The organism is Streptomyces sp. NPDC047108 (genome assembly GCF_040643575.1).
Classification (GTDB): Bacteria; Actinomycetota; Actinomycetes; order Streptomycetales; family Streptomycetaceae; genus Streptomyces.
Genome location: NZ_JBEYUP010000001.1, coordinates 716,268 through 734,855, shown reverse-complemented (window position 1 = coordinate 734,855; position 18,588 = coordinate 716,268). Strand labels below are relative to the sequence as shown.

The 18,588-nt window shown below is 71.1% G+C and carries 17 protein-coding genes; 8 read left to right on the top strand and 9 right to left on the bottom strand.

Features of this window, described 5'->3' with window-relative positions:
- Positions 1–252 precede the first annotated feature (252 nt).
- Entirely contained in the window at positions 253–1,293 is a 1,041-nt protein-coding gene (locus ABZ822_RS03210) for a family 2 encapsulin nanocompartment cargo protein polyprenyl transferase (RefSeq protein WP_360846168.1), read from the bottom strand.
- A 372-nt stretch (positions 1,294–1,665) separates the two neighbouring features.
- Between ABZ822_RS03210 and ABZ822_RS03205 the strand changes: the two genes are divergently transcribed.
- Together ABZ822_RS03205 and ABZ822_RS03200 are read left to right on the top strand one after the other, a co-directional pair.
- Positions 1,666–1,899 carry a hypothetical protein gene (locus ABZ822_RS03205; protein WP_360846166.1) on the top strand — a complete coding sequence of 78 codons (234 nt, stop codon included), beginning with the start codon at positions 1,666–1,668 and terminating at the stop codon, positions 1,897–1,899.
- A 334-nt stretch (positions 1,900–2,233) separates the two neighbouring features.
- Positions 2,234–3,133, top strand: coding sequence for a pyridoxal-phosphate dependent enzyme (locus tag ABZ822_RS03200; protein ID WP_360847000.1), 900 nt, complete (start codon positions 2,234–2,236; stop codon positions 3,131–3,133).
- 236 nt (positions 3,134–3,369) lie between these two features.
- Here ABZ822_RS03200 and ABZ822_RS03195 read toward each other — a convergent pair whose 3' ends face one another.
- Complete coding sequence (locus ABZ822_RS03195; protein WP_360846164.1) at positions 3,370–4,959, bottom strand: Na+/H+ antiporter; 1,590 nt, start codon at positions 4,957–4,959, stop codon at positions 3,370–3,372.
- Between the two features lie 95 nt (positions 4,960–5,054).
- On the opposite strand from ABZ822_RS03195, the gene ABZ822_RS03190 reads away from it, so the two are divergent.
- From ABZ822_RS03190 to ABZ822_RS03180, 3 genes are all read left to right on the top strand, one after another.
- Positions 5,055–5,315 carry a UBP-type zinc finger domain-containing protein gene (locus tag ABZ822_RS03190; protein WP_360846162.1) on the top strand — a complete coding sequence of 87 codons (261 nt, stop codon included), beginning with the start codon at positions 5,055–5,057 and terminating at the stop codon, positions 5,313–5,315.
- Positions 5,316–5,555: 240 nt separating this feature from the next.
- A complete protein-coding gene (locus tag ABZ822_RS03185) occupies positions 5,556–5,969 on the top strand; it encodes an anti-sigma regulatory factor (protein WP_360846160.1) in 414 nt (137 codons plus the stop codon).
- Between the two features lie 20 nt (positions 5,970–5,989).
- A complete protein-coding gene (locus ABZ822_RS03180) occupies positions 5,990–6,934 on the top strand; it encodes an RNA polymerase sigma factor SigF (RefSeq protein WP_360846158.1) in 945 nt (314 codons plus the stop codon).
- 198 nt (positions 6,935–7,132) lie between these two features.
- On the opposite strand, the gene ABZ822_RS03175 is transcribed toward ABZ822_RS03180, so the two are convergent.
- A complete protein-coding gene (locus ABZ822_RS03175; RefSeq protein WP_360846156.1) occupies positions 7,133–7,567 on the bottom strand; it encodes a hypothetical protein in 435 nt (144 codons plus the stop codon).
- 78 nt (positions 7,568–7,645) lie between these two features.
- On the opposite strand from ABZ822_RS03175, the gene ABZ822_RS03170 reads away from it, so the two are divergent.
- Together ABZ822_RS03170 and ABZ822_RS03165 are read left to right on the top strand one after the other, a co-directional pair.
- Positions 7,646–8,614 (top strand): diacylglycerol kinase family protein, encoded by a 969-nt coding sequence (locus ABZ822_RS03170; RefSeq protein WP_360846154.1) that lies wholly within the window; start codon positions 7,646–7,648, stop codon positions 8,612–8,614.
- A 318-nt stretch (positions 8,615–8,932) separates the two neighbouring features.
- A complete protein-coding gene (locus tag ABZ822_RS03165) occupies positions 8,933–9,190 on the top strand; it encodes a WhiB family transcriptional regulator (RefSeq protein ID WP_003983230.1) in 258 nt (85 codons plus the stop codon).
- 292 nt (positions 9,191–9,482) lie between these two features.
- Here the strand turns inward: ABZ822_RS03165 and ABZ822_RS03160 are convergent, their stop codons facing one another.
- The 6 genes from ABZ822_RS03160 to ABZ822_RS03135 form a co-directional block, all read right to left on the bottom strand.
- Positions 9,483–10,952 (bottom strand): PAS domain-containing sensor histidine kinase, encoded by a 1,470-nt coding sequence (locus tag ABZ822_RS03160; RefSeq protein WP_360846997.1) that lies wholly within the window; start codon positions 10,950–10,952, stop codon positions 9,483–9,485.
- Positions 10,953–11,312: 360 nt separating this feature from the next.
- Positions 11,313–12,383, bottom strand: a complete 1,071-nt coding sequence (locus tag ABZ822_RS03155; RefSeq protein WP_360846152.1) for an SIS domain-containing protein — start codon at positions 12,381–12,383, stop codon at positions 11,313–11,315.
- 43 nt (positions 12,384–12,426) lie between these two features.
- On the bottom strand, positions 12,427–13,968 hold the full coding sequence (locus tag ABZ822_RS03150) for a glycoside hydrolase family 3 N-terminal domain-containing protein (protein ID WP_360846150.1): 1,542 nt from the start codon (positions 13,966–13,968) through the stop codon (positions 12,427–12,429).
- 9 nt (positions 13,969–13,977) lie between these two features.
- On the bottom strand, positions 13,978–14,877 hold the full coding sequence (locus ABZ822_RS03145) for a carbohydrate ABC transporter permease (protein WP_360846148.1): 900 nt from the start codon (positions 14,875–14,877) through the stop codon (positions 13,978–13,980).
- Positions 14,874–15,830, bottom strand: a complete 957-nt coding sequence (locus tag ABZ822_RS03140) for a sugar ABC transporter permease (protein ID WP_360846994.1) — start codon at positions 15,828–15,830, stop codon at positions 14,874–14,876. The genes ABZ822_RS03145 and ABZ822_RS03140 overlap by 4 nt, the downstream gene beginning before the upstream one ends.
- A 256-nt stretch (positions 15,831–16,086) precedes the next feature.
- Entirely contained in the window at positions 16,087–17,388 is a 1,302-nt protein-coding gene (locus tag ABZ822_RS03135; protein ID WP_360846146.1) for a sugar ABC transporter substrate-binding protein, read from the bottom strand.
- A gap of 307 nt (positions 17,389–17,695) precedes the next feature.
- Here ABZ822_RS03135 and ABZ822_RS03130 point away from each other — a divergent pair, with 307 nt between their 5' ends.
- Positions 17,696–18,469 carry a GntR family transcriptional regulator gene (locus ABZ822_RS03130; protein WP_360846991.1) on the top strand — a complete coding sequence of 258 codons (774 nt, stop codon included), beginning with the start codon at positions 17,696–17,698 and terminating at the stop codon, positions 18,467–18,469.
- The last annotated feature ends 119 nt before the right edge of the window (positions 18,470–18,588 follow it).

Here is an 18,588-nt window from a genome sequence, read left to right as displayed (position 1 = left end):
ACCTCCATGGGCCGCCTCATCGGCCTGCTCCGGCCCTCTTGTTCAGCCCTCCGGCCCTCTCACTCAGCCCTGCTCCCGCCCTCTCCCAGCCTCTTCGGCGCCCTGCTCCGGCCCCCTCTGCCCACCCTTCTGCGCGCCCTGCTCCGGCCCTCTTCAGCCCCTGCTTTCAGCCCGTTTCGGTCCGGGCCTCGGCTCCCCGGCTTCTGTCCTTGCCCCCTCCTCGTCCTGGCGCCCCGCCCGGCCGCCGCGCGCTCAGCAGTTCCGGCGCGTGACGAACTCGGCGAGTGTCAGCAGGTCCTCGGCCCGTGCGAGATCCGGAACGGCGATCGCCAGGTCGTCCATGGCCCCCGCCATCCGTACGCTCGCTTCGCTCTGCGCCCAGTCCCGGCCGCCCGCGCGCTCGACCGCCTCCGCCGCTCTCCGCAGCGCGACGCCGTCCATCGGGTCCTCCCCCGCGTACATGCGGGCCAGCTCGGCGGAGCCCGGCCTGCCGGAGGTCAGCGCCGCGACCACGGGCAGTGATTTCTTGCGGGCGGAGAGGTCGGCACCGGCCGGTTTGCCCGTGGTCGCCGGATCGCCCCAGATCCCGATCAGGTCGTCGATGAGCTGGAAGGCGAGCCCGGCCTGTCTGCCGAACTGGTCCATCGCGTCGGCGGCGGGGCCGTCCGCTCCCGCGTACAGGGCGCCGAGAGCGCAGGCGCAGCCGAGCAGGGCCCCCGTCTTGGCCTCCGCCATGGCCAGGCTCTCCTCGAGCGTCACATCGGTCCGGTGCTCGAACGCGCAGTCGTCGTGCTGGCCTTCGCAGAGTTCGATGACGCAGTCCGCGAGCCGGGCGGCTGCCGCGGCGCCGGCCGGATGCGGATCCCCGGCGAGGATGCGCAGCGCGAGCGACTGCAGCGCGTCCCCCGCGAGGATCGCGTCGGACACCCCGAACACCGTCCAGGCGGTGGGCCGGTGACGACGCGTGTGGTCACGGTCGATGACGTCGTCGTGGAGAAGCGTGAAGTTGTGGACCAGTTCCACCGCCGCCGCGGCCCGCACCGCGTCCTGAGGTCTTCCGCCCAGCGCTTCCGTCGCCGCCAGGACGAGCGCCGGCCGGATCGCCTTACCCGCATGGCCGGGGCCCGGCATGCCGTCCGGGTCCTGCCAGCCCAGGTGATAGGCAGCCACGCGCCGCATCGCGGCGGGCAGTGAGTCCACCGCCGCCCGCAGTTCCGGATCGACCTCCTTGCGCGACCTCGCGAGCAGATCCGCGGCCTCGGAACGCTCGCGGCGCCGAGTGAAGGTGTTCATGTCCCCGCCTCCCCCATGTTCAACGCAGGCCTCTCACCTGCCGGTTCATCGTGGCAGCCGCGCTCATCGGCCTGCCATTACACAAATGAGTGGGAATAGATGGCCCCGGTCCGGGGAGAGCCCTGATCCGGAGTTCCCGCCCCCGTTTCCATCGGCCGACGGTTCCGCTTCGGCCTCGGGCGGACCCTCCCCCGCGCCCGGGCACGCCCGCGCGAGCCGTACCCCGCCACGCACCGAACACACCAAAGGTCACGAATTCCGGCATACCGGTCAAGCCCCGGGGAACCCGGACGCCGACGCAGCCGTTGTCCGGACTGAGGGACGAGGGCGGGTTTGCTCCGTCCCGGCCGCACCGATCAGCAGGAGGCAGTCATGGCAGGGTTCCTGGACCGCGCCAAGGAGCAGGCCCAGCGCGGGCTCGAGCAGGGCAAGCAGAAGCTCGACGAGGTGCAGGCCCAGCGGGCCGGAGGCGACCTGCTGAAGAAGCTGGGCTCCGCGTACTACGCGCAGCAGCACGGCAAGGGCTCCCCCGACGAGACGCAGCGCGCCATGGAGGCCGTCGAGAACTTCGCCGCCACGCACGGAGACGGCTTCCTGCGCGGCTGAGAGCCCCCACCGGCCCGCGTCCGCGTCACATCCCGCCACCACCGACGAGTCCCGCCGTCCCGGCCGTCGGCGTGGTCGCCGGAGATGCCGCACGACGTCCCGCACAGCCCGAAGGGCCCCAGCGGCGGGCGCCGCGCCGGATCCGGCTCGCGCATGCCCGTACGGCGCACCACGCCGTACGGGCATGGCGTCGTGCCCTCGTACGGCCGCGTCCTCGGCCGCGCACGCGCCCCACGCCCCCTGACCGCGTCCGGCTGCCCCACGTGCCGTGCCCGCCTGCCCCGCCGCACGTGACAATGGCCCGGTGAGCAGCTCCCCAGGCGACCGCGTACCGGTGACCTCCCCCGGCCCGGAAGGGCTCGACGCACGGCTGCCGTCACCGTTGCAGGAGATCGAGGACGAACGGTTCGCCCGGGCAGGCATCCGGCTTCTACTCAAGCGGGACGACCTCATCCACCCGCTGCTCCCCGGCAACAAGTGGCGCAAGCTGACGCCCAACCTGCGCGCCGCCGCCGAACAGGGCCGCACCGCGCTGCTCACCTTCGGCGGCGCCTACTCCAACCACCTGCGCGCCACCGCGGCCGCGGGACGGCTGCTCGGCCTCTCCACGATCGGAGTGGTGCGCGGCGCGGAACTCGCCGACCGCCCGCTCAACCCGTCCCTCACCCGCTGCGCCGCGGACGGCATGCGCCTCACGTTCCTCGATCGCGCCACCTACCGCCGCAAGACGGAGCCCGACGTGCTGGACGCGCTGCGCGAGCGGTTCGGGGACTTCTTCCTGATACCCGAGGGCGGCAGCAACGCCCTGGCGGCCCGCGGCTGCGCCCGCCTCGGCCGCGAACTGCGCGGCGCCGCCGACAGCGTGGCCGTCGCCTGCGGCACCGGCGGCACCCTGGCAGGGCTGGCCGCGGGACTCGGCGCCACGCAGAGGGCCATCGGCTTCCCCGTCCTGCGCGGGGACTTCCTGGAGCGGGAGACGGAGCGGCTCCAGCGCGAGGCGTTCGGAGCCCGGACCGGCCACTGGCGGCTCGACCCGCGCTTCCACTGCGGCGGATACGGCCGTACGACCCCTGAACTGCTGGCATTCGCCGAGGACTTCGAGGCGCGGCACGGTGTGCCCGTCGAGCGTCTCTACGTCGCCAAGATGCTGCTCGGCCTCACCACCCTTGCCGCGGAAGGGGCGTTCGCGCCGGGGACCACGGTCGCCGCGGTCGTCACAGGGCCCCCGTCCTGACCCACGAAGCGGCCCGTACCGGGATCACCGCACGGCCCCGCGCGCCGCGGCGACCCGCGCGCCCCCTCCTCCTGCCGTTGCCCTCCCGGTCGCGCGTACGACCGCCTCCGTCCGTGCGACCGCCCCGGCCCGTACGACCGCCGCGGCCCGGCACCCCGCGCGGCCCGGCCCGCACGACCGCCTCCGTCCGTACGACCGCCCCGGTTCCTCCCGGACTCGCGAGCGGAGGACAGCCCTCACTGCGCCGCGTCCTCCTGGTAGAGCGCCGCCGCCTCCTCCAGGTCCAGCCGGCGCAGCAGCGTCCGCAGCATCTCGTCGTCGATCCGCCGCTCGTCCCGCTGCCGTACGAACGACTCCCGTTCGGTGGCGATGACCTCCCGTGTCAGCCGCCGGTACGTCTCGTCGGCCGACTCCCCCGTCGTCTCGTTGACGGTGCCGAGCCGCTCCCAGACCGCGTTCCTGCGCCGCTCCAGCACCGAGCGCAACCGGTTCACCAAGGGCTGCGGCAGCGTGTTGCGCGGATCGGCGAGGAGTTCCTCGAGCCGCTGCTCCGCGGCGCGCGACGCCTCGTTCTGCGCCTGCGCCTCCGCCAGCGTCTCCTGGTAGCTGTCGCGGCCCGGCAGCCCCAGGACCCGGATCAGAGGCGTGAGGGTGAGGCCCTGCACCACGAGCGTCCCGATCACGGTCGTGAACGTCAGGAACAGCAGCAGGTTCCGGCCGGGGAAAGGGTCTCCGTCGTCGACCGTCAGGGGGATCGCGAAGGCGATCGCCAGCGAGACCACGCCCCGCATGCCGGTCCAGGACACCACGAACGGGTACGTCCACGGCGGGGTCCCGCCCGGATCGCGCACCCCCGGCAGGTACACCGTGACGTAGACCCAGGCGAAGCGCCCGGCGACGACCGCGAGGAACACCACGGCCGCGTAGACCGCGACCTCGCCCGCGCCGTAGTCGCCGACATCGCCCAGCACGACCCGCAGCTGGAGCCCGATGAGCGCGAACACCGACGACTCCAGCAGGAACGCGGCCATCCGCCACACCGCCGCCTCCTGGAGGCGGGTCGCGAAGTCGACCTGCCAGGCGCGGTGCCCGAGGTAGAGGCCGACCACCACGACCGCGAGCACACCCGAGGCGTGCACCTCCTCCGCCACCGCGTACGCCACGAACGGGATGAGCAGCGACACCGTGTTGAGCAGCAGCGGGTCGCGCAGCCGCGTCCGCAGCCACTGCAGCGGCCCCATGAGCACCAGGCCGACCCCCACGCCGCCGACGGCCGCGACCGCGAACTCGGCCAGCCCGCCCGCCCACGTCGCCCCCGCGCCCACCGTCGCGGCGAGCGCGACCTTGTACGCGGTGATCGAGGTGGCGTCGTTGAAGAGGGACTCGCCCTTGAGGATCGTCGTGATCTTGGCCGGGAGCCCGATCCTGCGGGCGACGGCGGTGGCCGCGACGGCGTCCGGCGGGGCGACGATCGCGCCCAGCACGAGCGCGGCCGTCAGGGACAGCCCGGGCACCATGGTGTGGACGACCCAGCCGACGACCACCGTCGAGAAGAGCACGTACCCCACCGACAGCAGCAGGACGTGGCGCACCTGGGCGCGCAGGTCGAGATACGAGCTGTCGAGCGCCGCCACGTGGAGCAGCGGGGGCAGCACCAGCGGCAGCACGATGTCCGGGTCGAGCGTGTAGTCCGGCACTCCGGGCAGGAAGCTCGCGGCGAGTCCGACGGCGACCAGCACCAGCGGGGGCGGTACGGGGGTGCGGCGGGCGGCGCCCGCGACGGCCGCGCTCGCGGCGACCAGCAGCAGAAGCGGAGTTGCGTCCATCGATACCCGTTCCGTCCTTGTCCGTCACAGCCCGTCGCCGTACGGCAAGGCCGGGCCTCCGCGTTCCGCTCGCGGAGGTTTTAACCTTGGCCATCATGAGCGAGTGCCCCCATGTTCCCGGACTGCCGCGCCCCGAGCCGACGGCGGTCGGCGAGACCTGCCTGGACTGCCGGGCGGACGGCAGCGACTACGTCCATCTGCGCCTGTGTCTGCAGTGCGGTCACGTGGGATGCTGTGACTCGTCGCCCGCGCGGCACGCGACGCGGCACTTCGAGGACACGGGGCACCCGGTGATGCGGTCCTACGAGCCGGGCGAGAGCTGGCGATGGTGCTTCCTGGACCAGACGATCATCTGACCGGACGCCGCTCCAACCGGAGTTGCATCTCTTTGAATTGGGTCCGCCGACCCTCTAGCCACTGTCCGTACCCGCAGACTTACAATGAGTGACGCACCCCGGTCCGTGGGACCTTGACCCGCGGATCGCGATAGCGTCGCAGCCGAACCATGTGCCGCGTCGGCCCGTCCCCGCTTCCGAGCGGGGTGCGAGACGGCGTTCATACCAGCTCAACGAGCTTGTGCCACCTTGGAGGTGAGGGTGTCCCAGATCGCAGGCGAGCCCGGGACCCAGGACTTCGTGGAAGTCCGGCTGCCGGCTGCGGGTGCCTACCTTTCGGTGCTGCGTACGGCCACGGCCGGTCTTGCAGCGCGCTTGGACTTCACCCTCGACGAAATCGAGGATCTGCGCATCGCGGTCGACGAGGCGTGCGCGATCCTGCTCCAGCAAGCGGTGCCGGGATCCGTGCTCAGTTGCGTCTTCCGCCTGGTGGGCGACGCGCTGCGGGTCACCGTGTCGGCGCCGACCACGGACGGCAGAGCGCCCGAGCGCGACACCTTCGCCTGGACGGTGCTCTCCGCACTGGCCGGTGAGGTCGAGTCGACGGTCGCCGAGGACCGCACCGTCAGCATCAGCCTGCACAAGAAGCGCGGCGCGGGTCCCGGACAGCCGTGACGGACGGGACGGGCAGGCCGATGCATGACGAGAGGCATGTCTCGCGGGTTGCGCCGGGCACGGCCATTCCCGAGCAGCCGCAGGCAGAGCGGGCGGACCACATGGACCAGCACCAGCGCGAGAAGCACCCGGGCGAGCAGCGCGAGCACGAGCACCGCCGGCCGGAGCCGGAGCATGCCTACGAGCACGAGCACGGCCAGCTCCCGGATCCGCACGACCGCAGCGGCGCCCGCGCCATGTTCATCGAGCTGCGCGAGCTGCCCGACGGGTCTCCGGAGCGTGCCGAGCTGCGCAACCACCTGGTGCGGATGCACCTGCCACTGGTCGAGCATCTGGCCCGCCGGTTCCGCAACCGCGGAGAGCCGCTGGACGACCTGACCCAGGTCGCCACGATCGGTCTGATCAAGTCGGTGGACCGGTTCGACCCGGACCGCGGCGTGGAGTTCTCCACGTACGCGACCCCGACGGTGGTCGGCGAGATCAAGCGGCACTTCCGCGACAAGGGCTGGGCGGTGCGCGTGCCGCGCCGGCTCCAGGAGCTGCGGCTCTCGCTGACGACCGCGACGGCGGAGCTGTCGCAGCGTCACGGGCGGTCGCCCACGGTCCACGAGCTGGCCGAGCACCTCGGCATCTCGGAGGAGGAGGTACTGGAGGGCCTGGAGTCCGCCAACGCCTACAGCACGCTGTCACTGGACGTACCGGACACCGACGACGAGTCGCCGGCCGTCGCCGACACCCTGGGCGCCGAGGACGACGCCCTGGAGGGCGTGGAGTACCGGGAGTCGCTCAAGCCGCTCCTGGAGGAACTGCCGCCGCGGGAGAAGAAGATCCTCCTGCTGCGCTTCTTCGGGAACATGACCCAGTCGCAGATCGCGGCGGAGGTCGGCATCTCGCAGATGCACGTGTCGCGGCTGCTGGCCCGCACTCTGGCCCAGCTGCGCGACCGGCTCCTGGTCGAGGAGTAGGTCTCGCGTGTGCGGTCGCGTGGCGCCCGCACACCGCGACGGCTGCACGCACCGCTACGGGCCCGGCGCCCCCGATCCCGCCACAGCGGGACGGGAGCCGGGCCCGAGGCATGAGGAGCGGACTCGGACGCCGATGCGAGAAGAGGCGTCAGGGGCGTCGCACGCGGGGACGAACGAGATCGTGCGTCAGGAAGAGGCTCAGGCGTCGCGGGGCGCGATCCCCAGCGCCTCGGTCGCCGTGGGGTTCACCAGCAGCACCAGGACGGCCACGGCGACGGCGGCGAGGGCGACCCCCGCAGCGATCATCGCTCCGCCCGTGCTGATCAGCGTCCACGCCACGGGTACGGCCATGATCTGGACGATCAGCGCCGGCCCCCGGCTCCAGCGGCGCCGCAAGCGGAGCCCGCGGGCGGCGGCCAGCGGCAGCGCTCCGAGCGCGAGCAGGGTGAGCCCGCCCATCTCCGCCTGCTGCGGGCTGTCCGGGTCGCCGAGCAGTCCCATGACGAGCAGGTAGGCGCCGAACGCGGCGAGGGCCACGCCCTCCACCGCCGCCAGCGCCGCGGCGGCCGTCAGCCGTGCCGGGCGGGGGCCGGTGGGGGCCTCGTCGGGGGCCTGCTTCTGCTCGCTGCTCACCCCAGCAGGGTAGCCCGCGGCAGATGTGATCTTTTCCCGGGCTGGGCCTGGTACCACGGGGTGGGTAGTCTGCTGCGCATGCGCGCGCTCCTCGTGGTCAATCCGGCGGCAACCACCACCAGTGGACGCACCCGGGACGTCCTGATCCACGCGCTGGCGAGTGATCTCAAACTCGATGTCGCGATGACGGAGTACCGGGGCCACGCCCGGGACCTGGCACGGCAGGCGGCCGAGGGCGGCGAGACCGAACTCGTCGTCGCGCTCGGCGGCGACGGCACCGTCAACGAGGTCGTCAACGGGCTGCTGCATCACGGCCCCGCGCCCGAATCACTGCCGGGGCTCGCGGTGGTGCCGGGCGGCTCCACCAATGTGTTCGCGCGCGCCCTCGGGCTGCCGAACGACGCGATCGAGGCGACCGGCGCCCTGCTGGACGCTCTCCACCGGCGCTCCGAACGGACCGTGGGACTGGGCCTCGCGTCCGGAACTCCCGGAACCGGCGATGCCGAAGTGCCTGCCCGCTGGTTCACCTTTTGCGCGGGATTCGGATTCGACGCCGGAGTTGTGGGACGTGTCGAACAGCATCGCGAGCGCGGCCGCCGTTCCACACATTCCCTTTATGTGCGCCAAGTCCTACGGCAGTTCATCGGCGAACCCCATCGCACCCACGGAACGATCACGCTGGAACGCGACGGCGCGGAACCCGTTCACGATCTTGTGCTGTCCATAGTCTGCAACACCGCGCCCTGGACCTACCTGGGCAATCGCCCGGTGTACGCGGCCCCCGCCGCGTCCTTCGACACCGCCCTCGACGTGCTCGGACTGAGCCGTCTCTCCACCGCCGCGGTCAGCCGTTATGCCGTCCAGCTCCTGATGTCGTCGCCCGAGCGCGGCCCCCGCGGCAAGCACGCCGTCTCGCTCCACGATCTGACGGACTTCACCTTGCATTCGCAGGCGCCGCTGCCATTTCAGATGGACGGTGACCACCTGGGACTGCGTACGAGCGTGACGTTCACAGGCGTACGCCGTGCACTGCGTGTGATTGTGTGAGCGGAAGAGGCAAAAGTCCTTCCACTCGAACGTTTAGGCCAGCTTCCACCCCTCGGAAGTACGGCTGTGACCGAGGCGACACCAAGGAATCAAAAAAAACTTTCCAGAAGGGGTTGTATCCGCCGCCGAGGTTTGCGAGTCTCTTCATGGCGATCGGGACGGCCCCGCAAGGCGGCCCCCTTGAGAGCCCGAATCCCCCTCACTCCCCCTGGGACCGCACCAGGTAACTGGAAGACGGCCCCTTCCCTTGTGTAGGGATTCGTGAAAGCGTTCACATTCACAAGCAATCAGCTGGTAATACAAGGAGATGGAGCAGCCATGGACTGGCGTCACCGCGCCGTTTGCCGCGAGGAAGACCCCGAGCTCTTCTTCCCCATCGGCAACACCGGTCCTGCGCTGCTGCAGATCGAGGAAGCCAAGGCCGTCTGCCGTCGCTGCCCCGTGATGGAGCAGTGCCTGCAGTGGGCGCTGGAGTCCGGCCAGGACTCCGGCGTGTGGGGTGGCCTCAGCGAGGACGAGCGCCGCGCGATGAAGCGCCGCGCCGCTCGCAACCGGGCGCGCAACGCCAGCGCCTGACAGCAAGCCCCTGTGCCAGGGCGGCGCGTACGGCGTGTGCGCACCTCCCGCCCCCCGAGTCGCAGCGCGCAGCACGCACTGAGCCCCGGACCGATCGGTCCGGGGCTTCTTGCTGTGTGCGATGCCACATCGGCGGAGGCCCCGCGGAGCACTGGCGTGCGGAGCGGTCAAGTCCGCTTCGAATCGCCCCCGTTCGGGGCACCGAGGGGGCCTGCCCCGCACAGCCAGTCCTGGATCGGTCCTCGATCAGCAGTCCTGGATCGGTCCTGCGTTCCCTCCGCGTTGACCCCGTTCAGCGCTTCCCCGCCCCGACCGGGATGTCCAGGACGACACGCGTGCCACGCTCGGGCGCGGGCACCATGTCGAACGTCCCGCCCAACTCCCCCTCCACCAGGGTCCGTACGATCTGCAGGCCCAGATTGCCCTGCTCCTTCGCGCTGAAGCCCTCGGGCAGCCCGCGCCCGTCGTCCTGGACCGTCACCAGGAGCCGCCCCTCCGTGCGGGTCCCGCCGCGGACGGCCGACACCTCGACCGTGCCGGACTCCCCCGGCCCGAAGCCGTGTTCCAGGGCATTCTGCAGAATTTCGGTGAGCACCATGGACAGCGGGGTGGCGACCTCGGCGTCGAGAATGCCGAAGCGGCCCGTACGGCGGCCGGCGACCCGGCCCGGTGAGATCTCCGCCACCATGGCCAGCACCCGGTCCGCGATGTCGTCGAACTCCACGCGCTCGTCCAGGTTCTGGGACAGCGTCTCGTGGACGATGGCGATCGAGCCGACCCGGCGCACGGCCTCCTCCAGCGCCTCCCGGCCCTGGTCGGAGTCCATCCGCCGCGCCTGCAGCCGCAGCAGGGCCGCCACGGTCTGGAGGTTGTTCTTCACCCGGTGGTGGATCTCCCGGATGGTGGCGTCCTTGGTGATCAACTCGCGCTCGCGGCGGCGCAGTTCGGTCACGTCGCGGAGGAGGACGAGCGAGCCGATGCGGGTGCCCTTGGGCTTGAGCGGGATGGCGCGGAGCTGGATGACGCCGCCGTTGCCCTCCACCTCGGTCTCACGCGGTGCCCAGCCGCTCGCGAGCTTCACCAGGGCCTCGTCCACAGGCCCGCGGGACGGGGCCAGTTCGGCGGTGGTCTGGCCCAGATGGCAGCCGACGAGATCGGCGGCGAGCCCCAGCCGGTGGTACGCGGAGAGGGCGTTGGGGCTGGCGTACTGGACGATGCCCTCGGCGTCCAGGCGGATCAGGCCGTCCCCGACGCGCGGCGAGGCGTCCATGTCGACCTGCTGCCCCGGGAAGGGGAACGAGCCCGCTGCGATCATCTGGGCGAGGTCCGACGCGCTCTGGAGATAGGTGAGTTCGAGCCGGCTGGGGGTCCGTACGGTCAGCAGATTGGTGTTGCGTGCGATCACCCCGAGGACCCGGCTCTCCCGGCGTACGGGGATGGACTCGACCCGGACGGGGACCTCTTCGCGCCACTCCGGGTCGCCCTCGCGCACGATCCGGCCCTCGTCGACAGCGGTGTCCAGCATCGGGCGCCGGCCGCGGGGAACGAGATGGCCCACCATGTCGTCCTGATAGGAGGTGGGGCCGGTGTTGGGCCGCATCTGCGCGACGGAGACGTAGCGGGTGCCGTCAAGGGTGGGCACCCACAGCACCAGGTCGGCGAAGGAGAGGTCGGAGAGCAGTTGCCACTCCGAGACCAGCAGGTGCAGCCACTCGAGGTCGGACTCGGTGAGCGCGGTGTGCTGGCGGACGAGGTCGTTCATGGAGGGCACGTGTGCGAGCCTACCGGTGTTGCGCTCGTGCGAATCTCGCGCGAATCCTGGGCCAACTCATAGACAGACAAGAATGGTCTAGTCCACAATGCAACAGTAAAAACGTCCATCCTCCCCGCACAGGAGGGTGGAAAGAGGCTCGGTGCTCTCTGCCCTGACTGCGCCGCGGCCTCGTTGCCGGTACGGCCCCCGCGAGGAACCGCACACCCCGCGGCCCGGTCCGCCGGCGTCAGCTCCGGGCTGCGGTGCCGGACAGGTTGAGGGTCCTGTCCCGGCGCCGCGGCCCGCGGGTGTTTCCGGGGCCGGTGGCGCCTCCCGTGGCCGGTGGCGCCGTGGTCCGCCGGACGGCTCCTACCGCGTCTCGGTGACCTTCGCGAGGGCGCGCGGCGCGTCCGGGTCCTGCCCGCGCGCGATGGTGACCTCGTACGCCAGCATCTGCAGTGGCAGGATCTCCAGGATCGGCTGGACCTCCTCCGCCACCCCCGCCGTGGGGAGCGCGAAGCCCGCGGTCGCCTGGTCCACCTTCTCCTGGCTGCCGATCACGACCAGATCCGCGCCGCGGCTGCTGAGCCGGTCCAGGACGGGCTGCAGGGCCTCGCCGCCCTTGCCCTCGGTGACGATGGCGATGACAGGCGAGATGTTGTCGATCATGGCGAGCGGTCCGTGCAGCAGATCGGCGCCGGAGTACGAGAGCGCCGGGATGTAGCTGGTCTCCATCAGCTTCAGCGCGGCCTCCTTCGCGGTCGGGTAGCCGTAGCCGCGGGAGGTGAGGACCATGCGCTCGGCGAAGCGGTACCGGCCGGCCAGCGCCCTGACCTCGTCCTTGCGGTCCAGGATCTGGCGCGCGAGTTCGGGCAGCACCTTGGCCGCGGAGCCCTCGCCGCCGCGCAGCCCCTCCACGAAGAGGTAGAGGGCTAGGAGTTCGGCCGTGTACGTCTTCGTCGCCGGGAGTGCCTTCTCCGGGCCGGCGAGGACGTCGATGTGGAACTCGGACACCTGGGCCAGCGCCGAGTCGGCGTTGTTGGTGACCGCCAGGGTGATCGCTCCGGCCGCGCGGGCTGCCTCGGTGGACGCCACCAGGTCCGGTGAACCCCCGGACTGGCTGACGGTGACGACCAGCACGTCGGTCAGGTCCGGCGTCGCGCCGTACGCGGTGGTGGTGGACATGGACGTCAGACCGCACGGCTTGCCGAGCTGCACCTCCAGCAGGTACTTGGCGTACAGGGCCGCGTTGTCGGACGTGCCGCGGGCGGTGAGCAGGACGAAGCGCGGGTTGCGGGCGGCGATCCGCTCCGCGATCTCCCGGATCCGCGGCGCCCCTTCGTCCAGGATCCGCTGCAGCACCGCGGGCTGCTCGGCCATCTCGCCGGACATGATCCGGCCCGGCTGGGAACTCGGCTGGGCCGGAGTCGTGGCGGACATGCTGGGTGCCTCCAGTCGGCTGTCGTGTCGCTGCCCGTCGGCGTCAGTGCCCGGCGCCCTTGCCGGTCACGACCTCCGCGGCGGCCAGGCCGCAGACCCGGGCGGCGCCGTGCGTCGCGATGTGCAGGGCTCCGGCCGGCGGTGCCTGAGGGACCCCCATCTCGACCACGACCGTGTCCGGGCGGGCCGCGACGAGGGAGGCCAGTGCGCCGGCCATCCAGGGGTGCCGGTGGACGTCGCGGACCACAGCGACGATCCTACGGTCCGCCGCCTCGGCCAGCACACGCGCGATCAGCGCGGACGGCTCCTCCTCCCCCGGCTCCGGGCGGCCGTACGCGCCCGTGCCGGTGCCGGGCAGCATCCGCTCCAGCTCCGCCCCTACGCCCCACGGGGTCTCGGCGCCGACGGCGATGTTCGCGACGGGGGTGAACGCGGCGACGAACACGGGCCCGCGGGCAGGGTCGTACTGGCCCGCGCCCGTGACGCGCAGGGCCCGTCGGGCGGCGTCCAGACCCACCGCGGGCTCCGCGGCGACCCCGGCACCGCGAGCCGGCGCGGCCGTGGTCGTCCAGTCCGCCAGCGCGCGGACCCGGGCGGCGGCGTCCGCGAGCCGCTCCTCGGCGAGCCGCCCCTCCCGTACGGCCTTCACGAGGGCGTCGCGCAGCCGGAGCACCGTGTCCTCGTCCGCGAGACCGCCGCCGACGCAGATGGCGTCCGCACCGGCCGCGACGGCCAGGACGCTGCCGTGTTCGAGGCCGTAGGCCGCCGAGACGGCCCGCATCTCCATGCCGTCGGTGACGATCAGGCCGTCGAAGCCGAGACCGCCCTCGTGGGCGGGCGCGCGGAGCAGGCCGTGCAGCACCTCCGGGCTGAGGGTGGCGGGCCGGTCGGGGTCCAGGGCGGGCAGCAGGATGTGCGCGCTCATCACGGCCTTGGCCCCGGCCCGTACGGCGGCGCGGAACGGTACGAGCTCGCGGTCGCGCAGGGTGGGCAGGTCCGCGGCGACGCGCGGCAGGTCGTGGTGGGAGTCGACGTCGGTGTCGCCGTGGCCGGGGAAGTGCTTGGCGCAGGCAGCCACCCCCGCGGACTGGAGGCCCTCGATGTACGCCGCGGTGTGGCGGGCTACGAGGTCCGGTTCCGCGCCGAAGGAACGCACGCCGATGACGGGGTTGTCCGGATTGGAGTTGACGTCAGCGGATGGCGCCCAGTCGAGGTTGACGCCGCACTCGGCCAGCCGCCGGCCCAGCTCACGGGCCACGGACCGGGTCAACGCGGTGTCGTCGACGGCGCCGAGGGCGAGGTTGCCGGGGAAGGAGGAGCCCGTACGGACCTCCAGCCGGGTGACGTCCCCGCCCTCCTCGTCGACGGCGACGAGCACGTCCCCGCGTTCGGCGCGCAACTGCGCGGTGAGGTCGGCGAGTTGGTCCGGAGAGGCGATGTTCCGGCCGAACAGGCCCACGGCGGCCAGTCCTTCCCCGAGCCGCCGCAGCACCCAGTCGGGGGCGCGCGTGCCGGTGAAACCCGGCTGGAGGACGGCGAGGGCGTCGCGGACGAGGGTGCTGGTTCCTGGAGCGAGGGTCGTCATGGAGTGCCGTTATCCCTTCACTGCGCCGGAGGTGAGGCCCGCTGCCATCTTCTTCTGGATGACCATGAAGAAGATCACCACCGGGAGGGCGATGAGTACGGAGGCGGCCATGAGCGCGCCGTAGTCGGTACCGCGCTCGGTGGTGAAGGTCATCAGCCACACGTTGAGTGTGTACTTGTCGTTGTCGTTCATCAGGACGTACGCGAAGAGGTACTCGTTCCACGCGTTGACCAGGGCGAAGATCGACGCCGCGGCGAGTCCCGGGGCCAGCAGCGGGAGGACCACCCGAGCGAATGCTCCCATCCGGGTGCAGCCGTCGACCATCGCGGCCTCCTCCAGCTCCACCGGGATGTTGACGACGAAGCCGCGGATCATGATGACCGCGAACGGCAGCGTGGAGACCAGGTAGACGATGATCACGCCCCAGTACTCGTTGAGCGCGCCCATCGCGTTGAGCTGGATGTAGAGGGGGATCAGCATCGCCGTGGGCGGCAGCATCTGGACCGTGATCAGCACGATCAGCAGGGCCTTGCGGCCCCTGAACCGGAAGCGGCCGACGGCGAAAGCGGCGAGCGTGGCGATCAGCATTCCCCCGGCCACCGCCGTGACGCAGATGATCAGGCTGGACTGGACCGCGGTGGCGAAGTTCTCCTGCCGGACGGCCCGCGCGAAGTTGTCCAGCGTGAAGGAGGACGGCCACAGCGTCTGGTCGTAGCTGCGGATCTGGTGGTTGGGGCGGACGGCGCTGACCACCAGCCAATAGACGGGGAAGGCCATCACGACGAACGCGCCGAGCCCGAGGAGGTCGTAGACCCTCCGGTGCTTCTTCCGGTCCGGACGCAGGACCTGCGGGGCGGCGGGCGCGGGGGCCGCGGACGCGGCGGGGGCGGCAGGGGCGGGTGCGGTCACTCGACCTCTCCTGACTTCATGAGCCGGCGCACGTAGTGGACGGCCACGCCGGACAGCAGGCCCACGGTGACCAGCGCGATCGCGGTGCCCTGGCTGAAGGAGGTGGACTCGAAGGCCTTGCTGAACGAGTAGAGGCCGAGGGTCTCGTACTCCGGCTCCGGCTTGTTGCCGCGCAGCAGGAAGATCTGGCCGAAGACGTTGAAGTCCCAGATGACCGAGAGCGTGGCGACCATCTGGAAGACGGGCCTGATGACGGGCCAGGTGACGAAGCGGAGGACTCCGAAGGTGCCGGCACCGTCGAGTTGGGCCGCCTCCTCGAGTTCGGCGGGGACCTGGGTGAGCGCCGCGTACAGCGTGATCGAGACGAAGGGGAGGGCGCCCCAGACCACCAGCGCCACGATGATCGTGAATCCCTGCCAGGGGTCGAGGAACCAGTTGTGACCGAGGAATTCGACCCCGGGCAGCGCGTCGATGAGCGTGTTGACGAGGCCGTAGTCGGAGTCGGCCAGCCAGCGGAAGATGGAGGTCGCCACCAGCAGCGGCATCGACCAGGCCGCGACGAGCGCGCCGGTCAGCAGCAGCCGCACCCAGGCCGACAGACGTTGCATCAGCAGCGCGCCCAGCAGCCCGAGTCCCATGGTGAGGGCGACACAGACGGCCATGAAGAGCACCGTGCGGCCGGTGACCGTCCAGAACTCGGCGTCGCCGAGGATGCGCGTGAACTGGTCGAACCCCACCCACGGCGGGGCGTCCCCGGTCCACAGTTCCCGGCGGCCCATGTCCTGGAAAGACATGATCACGGTCTTGACGAGGGGGAAGGCGAAGACCGCGCCGATCGCCACGATCGCCGGGGCGATCAGCAGATACGGGAGCGCGGCGCCCGCCCGTCCGCGGCGGCGCGGCTCTCTGCCCGCACCGGGACCGCTCCCGTACGGCCCCCCGCTCCCGTACAGCTTCCGGATCCCGGAGACCGTACGGGGTGCGGAAGGCGTACGGGTCCCGGCGGAGGTAGGGGTCGCGGACCGGCGGTGCTCCGGGGCTGCGGAGGCCCGGGCCGTGCCCGGCGGGGAACCCGTGGCTCGTGTGTCGGCGGCAGTCACGGTGCTGGCCTTCCGTTCGTCGTCTGCACGGGAGGGGCGGGACGGGTGAGGGCCCGGGGCACGGGCCCTCACCCGCCGCCAGGGACGGCACGAGGGACGGCGGGGATGCTCAAGACCCCTGGTTGATCAGCTCGTTGATCTTCCGGTCGGCCTTCTTCGTGGCGTCGGCCACCGAGGAGCCCTTGAGGATGTCGAGCAGCATGACCTCGAGGACCTCCTCCTTCTCGATGGCCGTCCAGCCGGGGGCGATCGGGGTGAACCAGGCGTCCGGAACGGCGTTCGCGATCGGCGCGGTGGACGCCTTCCGCTTCAGCGGCTCCAGTTGCCGGGTGTTGTTGGGGAGGATGTCCTTGGAGGCCAGGACCTCCTGCGACTTCTCACTGGTGAACAGGGAGATCCACTCTTCGCCGAGGTCCTGCACCTGGGACTTGGAGACCACGGCGAGGTCGGAGCCGCCGATGAAGGACGGCAGGGCCTTGCCGTTCGGGCCGGGCATCCCCGCCGTCCTGATCTTGCCCTTGAGCTTCGGGTTGCCGTTGGCCTTGCCGTCGATGACGCTGCCGGCCTCCCAGCCGTTGCCGTAGAGGAGGGCGGCCTTCTCGTTGGCCATCACATTGGCGTGGTCCTGCTCGTCCTTGGTCTGGTCACCCTTGTTGTACCGCTTGACCAGGTCGATGAAATGGGCGATGCCCTGCTGTGCCTCGGGGGTGGAGAGCGTGGCCTTCCACTCCTCGGAGCCCTCGTCGTACTCGGCGATGCGGCCGCCGTAGGCGGCGACGTAGGACATCGCGGCGTACCAGTAACGGCCGGGCAGGTAGAGGGAGGAGAAGCGCTTGTCCTTCGCCCCGTACGCGTCCCGGACCTTGTCGGCGGCCTTCAGCAGGGCGTCCTCGCTCTGCGGGAGCGTGTCCGAGCCGGTGGCCTTCCGGAACATCTCCGCGTTGTAGACGGCGACCCGCGCCCCCGCGTAGTACGGGACGCAGTACTGCTTGCCCTCGAACGCGCAGGTGTCCTTGAGGCCCTGGATCCAGGTGTCGGAGTTGTCGTACTTCTTTGGGTCGATCTCGGCGAGGGCCCCGCCCAGGATGTACGTCATCGTCTCGGTGTTGCCGAGTTCGACCACGTCCGGGAACTTGTCGCCGCCGAGGGCGGTGTCCAGCTTCTTGGCCTTGTCGGCCCACTGCTGGTACTGCACCTTGACCGTGACCTTCGGGTACTTCTTCTTGAACTGCGCGTTGACGTCCTTGACCAGTTCGGGCCAGGTGCTCTGCGCGTCGACCATCAGCCAGACGGTCAGCGTCTCGTCGCGCTCCTTGGGGTTCTTCGATGCCGCGGAGTCCCCGGACCCGCAGGCCGCCGCTCCGGTGACCAATGCCGCGACGCCAACAGCCGCGATGAGTTTGCGTCTCACGCCACCCTCCTTCAAGGGATGCCGGACTCCCCCACCCCCTTGAGGCCGCCGAGCCGAGATCGACTCGTTACGGGCGCGCACCGTGTGTGGCTCGGGGACGTGGTCTTTAATGGTTTAGACCAGTGCTCGAGAGCTTGGCCTAGACCTTTAGGGGGTGTCAAGGGTGTATAAGAGTCGCTGTCGGCTCCGTTACCGGACCGACACCTGAGCCGAATGGCCGCCTGAGGCCGGGGCCGTGCCACGATGTGAGCCGCTGAGGACGGAGGAGCCGGTGACGGCAGCAGGAGCGCACCCGGGAAGGCTGGCCATGGAGACGGACGGGGAGAACGCCGGGAGCAACGGCACCAACGGCGCCGTGCCCGCACGCAGCGCCCGCGTGCCCAAGTACTACCGGCTCAAGCGCCACTTGCTCGACATGACCGAGACCCTGCCGCCCGGCACGCCCGTCCCCCCGGAGCGGACGCTGGCCGCCGAGTTCGACACCTCGCGCACCACGGTCCGCCAGGCCCTGCAGGAACTCGTCGTCGAAGGCCGGCTGGAGCGGATCCAGGGCAAGGGCACGTTCGTCGCCAAGCCCAAGGTCTCCCAGGCCCTCCAACTGACCTCGTACACCGAGGACATGAAGGCCCAGGGCCTCGAACCGGCCTCCCAGCTCCTGGACATCGGCTACGTCACCGCCGACGACCGCCTCGCGGGCCTGCTCGACATCGCGCCCGGCGGACGCGTGCTGCGCATCGAGCGGCTGCGGCTCGCCAACGGCGAACCGATGGCCATCGAGACCACCCATCTCTCGGCCAAGCGCTTCCCGGCACTGCGCCGCAGCCTGGTGAAGTACACCTCGCTCTACACGGCGCTCGCCGAGGTCTACGACGTCCGCCTCGCCGAGGCCGAGGAGACCATCGAGACCTCGCTGGCCACACCGCGCGAAGCCGGTCTGCTCGGCACGGACGTGGGCCTGCCGATGCTGATGCTGTCGCGGCACTCGCTCGACGCGGAAGGGCGGCCCGTGGAGTGGGTGCGGTCGGTCTACCGAGGCGACCGGTACAAGTTCGTGGCCCGCCTCAAGCGTCCGCACAACTGATCAACCACCCCCCGCCGTACGCCCGTGACCAGTGGGTTCAGCAAACGTATCCGTTCCGGTATGAGGACGGGTGGTGACGGTTCCCTCTCTCCGGGCTTAGATTTCCTGCGCGTTGCACA

Coding starts and splice junctions, on each gene's coding strand:
- ABZ822_RS03190 (WP_360846162.1), top strand. CDS start 5,055: ATGAGCGAGTGCCCCCATGTTCCCGGACTGCCGCGCCCCGAGCCGACG.
- ABZ822_RS03205 (WP_360846166.1), top strand. CDS start 1,666: ATGGCAGGGTTCCTGGACCGCGCCAAGGAGCAGGCCCAGCGCGGGCTC.
- ABZ822_RS03160 (WP_360846997.1), bottom strand. CDS start 10,952: ATGAACGACCTCGTCCGCCAGCACACCGCGCTCACCGAGTCCGACCTC.
- ABZ822_RS03170 (WP_360846154.1), top strand. CDS start 7,646: ATGCGCGCGCTCCTCGTGGTCAATCCGGCGGCAACCACCACCAGTGGA.
- ABZ822_RS03130 (WP_360846991.1), top strand. CDS start 17,696: ATGGAGACGGACGGGGAGAACGCCGGGAGCAACGGCACCAACGGCGCC.
- ABZ822_RS03155 (WP_360846152.1), bottom strand. CDS start 12,383: ATGTCCGCCACGACTCCGGCCCAGCCGAGTTCCCAGCCGGGCCGGATC.
- ABZ822_RS03210 (WP_360846168.1), bottom strand. CDS start 1,293: ATGAACACCTTCACTCGGCGCCGCGAGCGTTCCGAGGCCGCGGATCTG.
- ABZ822_RS03150 (WP_360846150.1), bottom strand. CDS start 13,968: ATGACGACCCTCGCTCCAGGAACCAGCACCCTCGTCCGCGACGCCCTC.
- ABZ822_RS03195 (WP_360846164.1), bottom strand. CDS start 4,959: ATGGACGCAACTCCGCTTCTGCTGCTGGTCGCCGCGAGCGCGGCCGTC.
- ABZ822_RS03165 (WP_003983230.1), top strand. CDS start 8,933: ATGGACTGGCGTCACCGCGCCGTTTGCCGCGAGGAAGACCCCGAGCTC.
- ABZ822_RS03180 (WP_360846158.1), top strand. CDS start 5,990: ATGCATGACGAGAGGCATGTCTCGCGGGTTGCGCCGGGCACGGCCATT.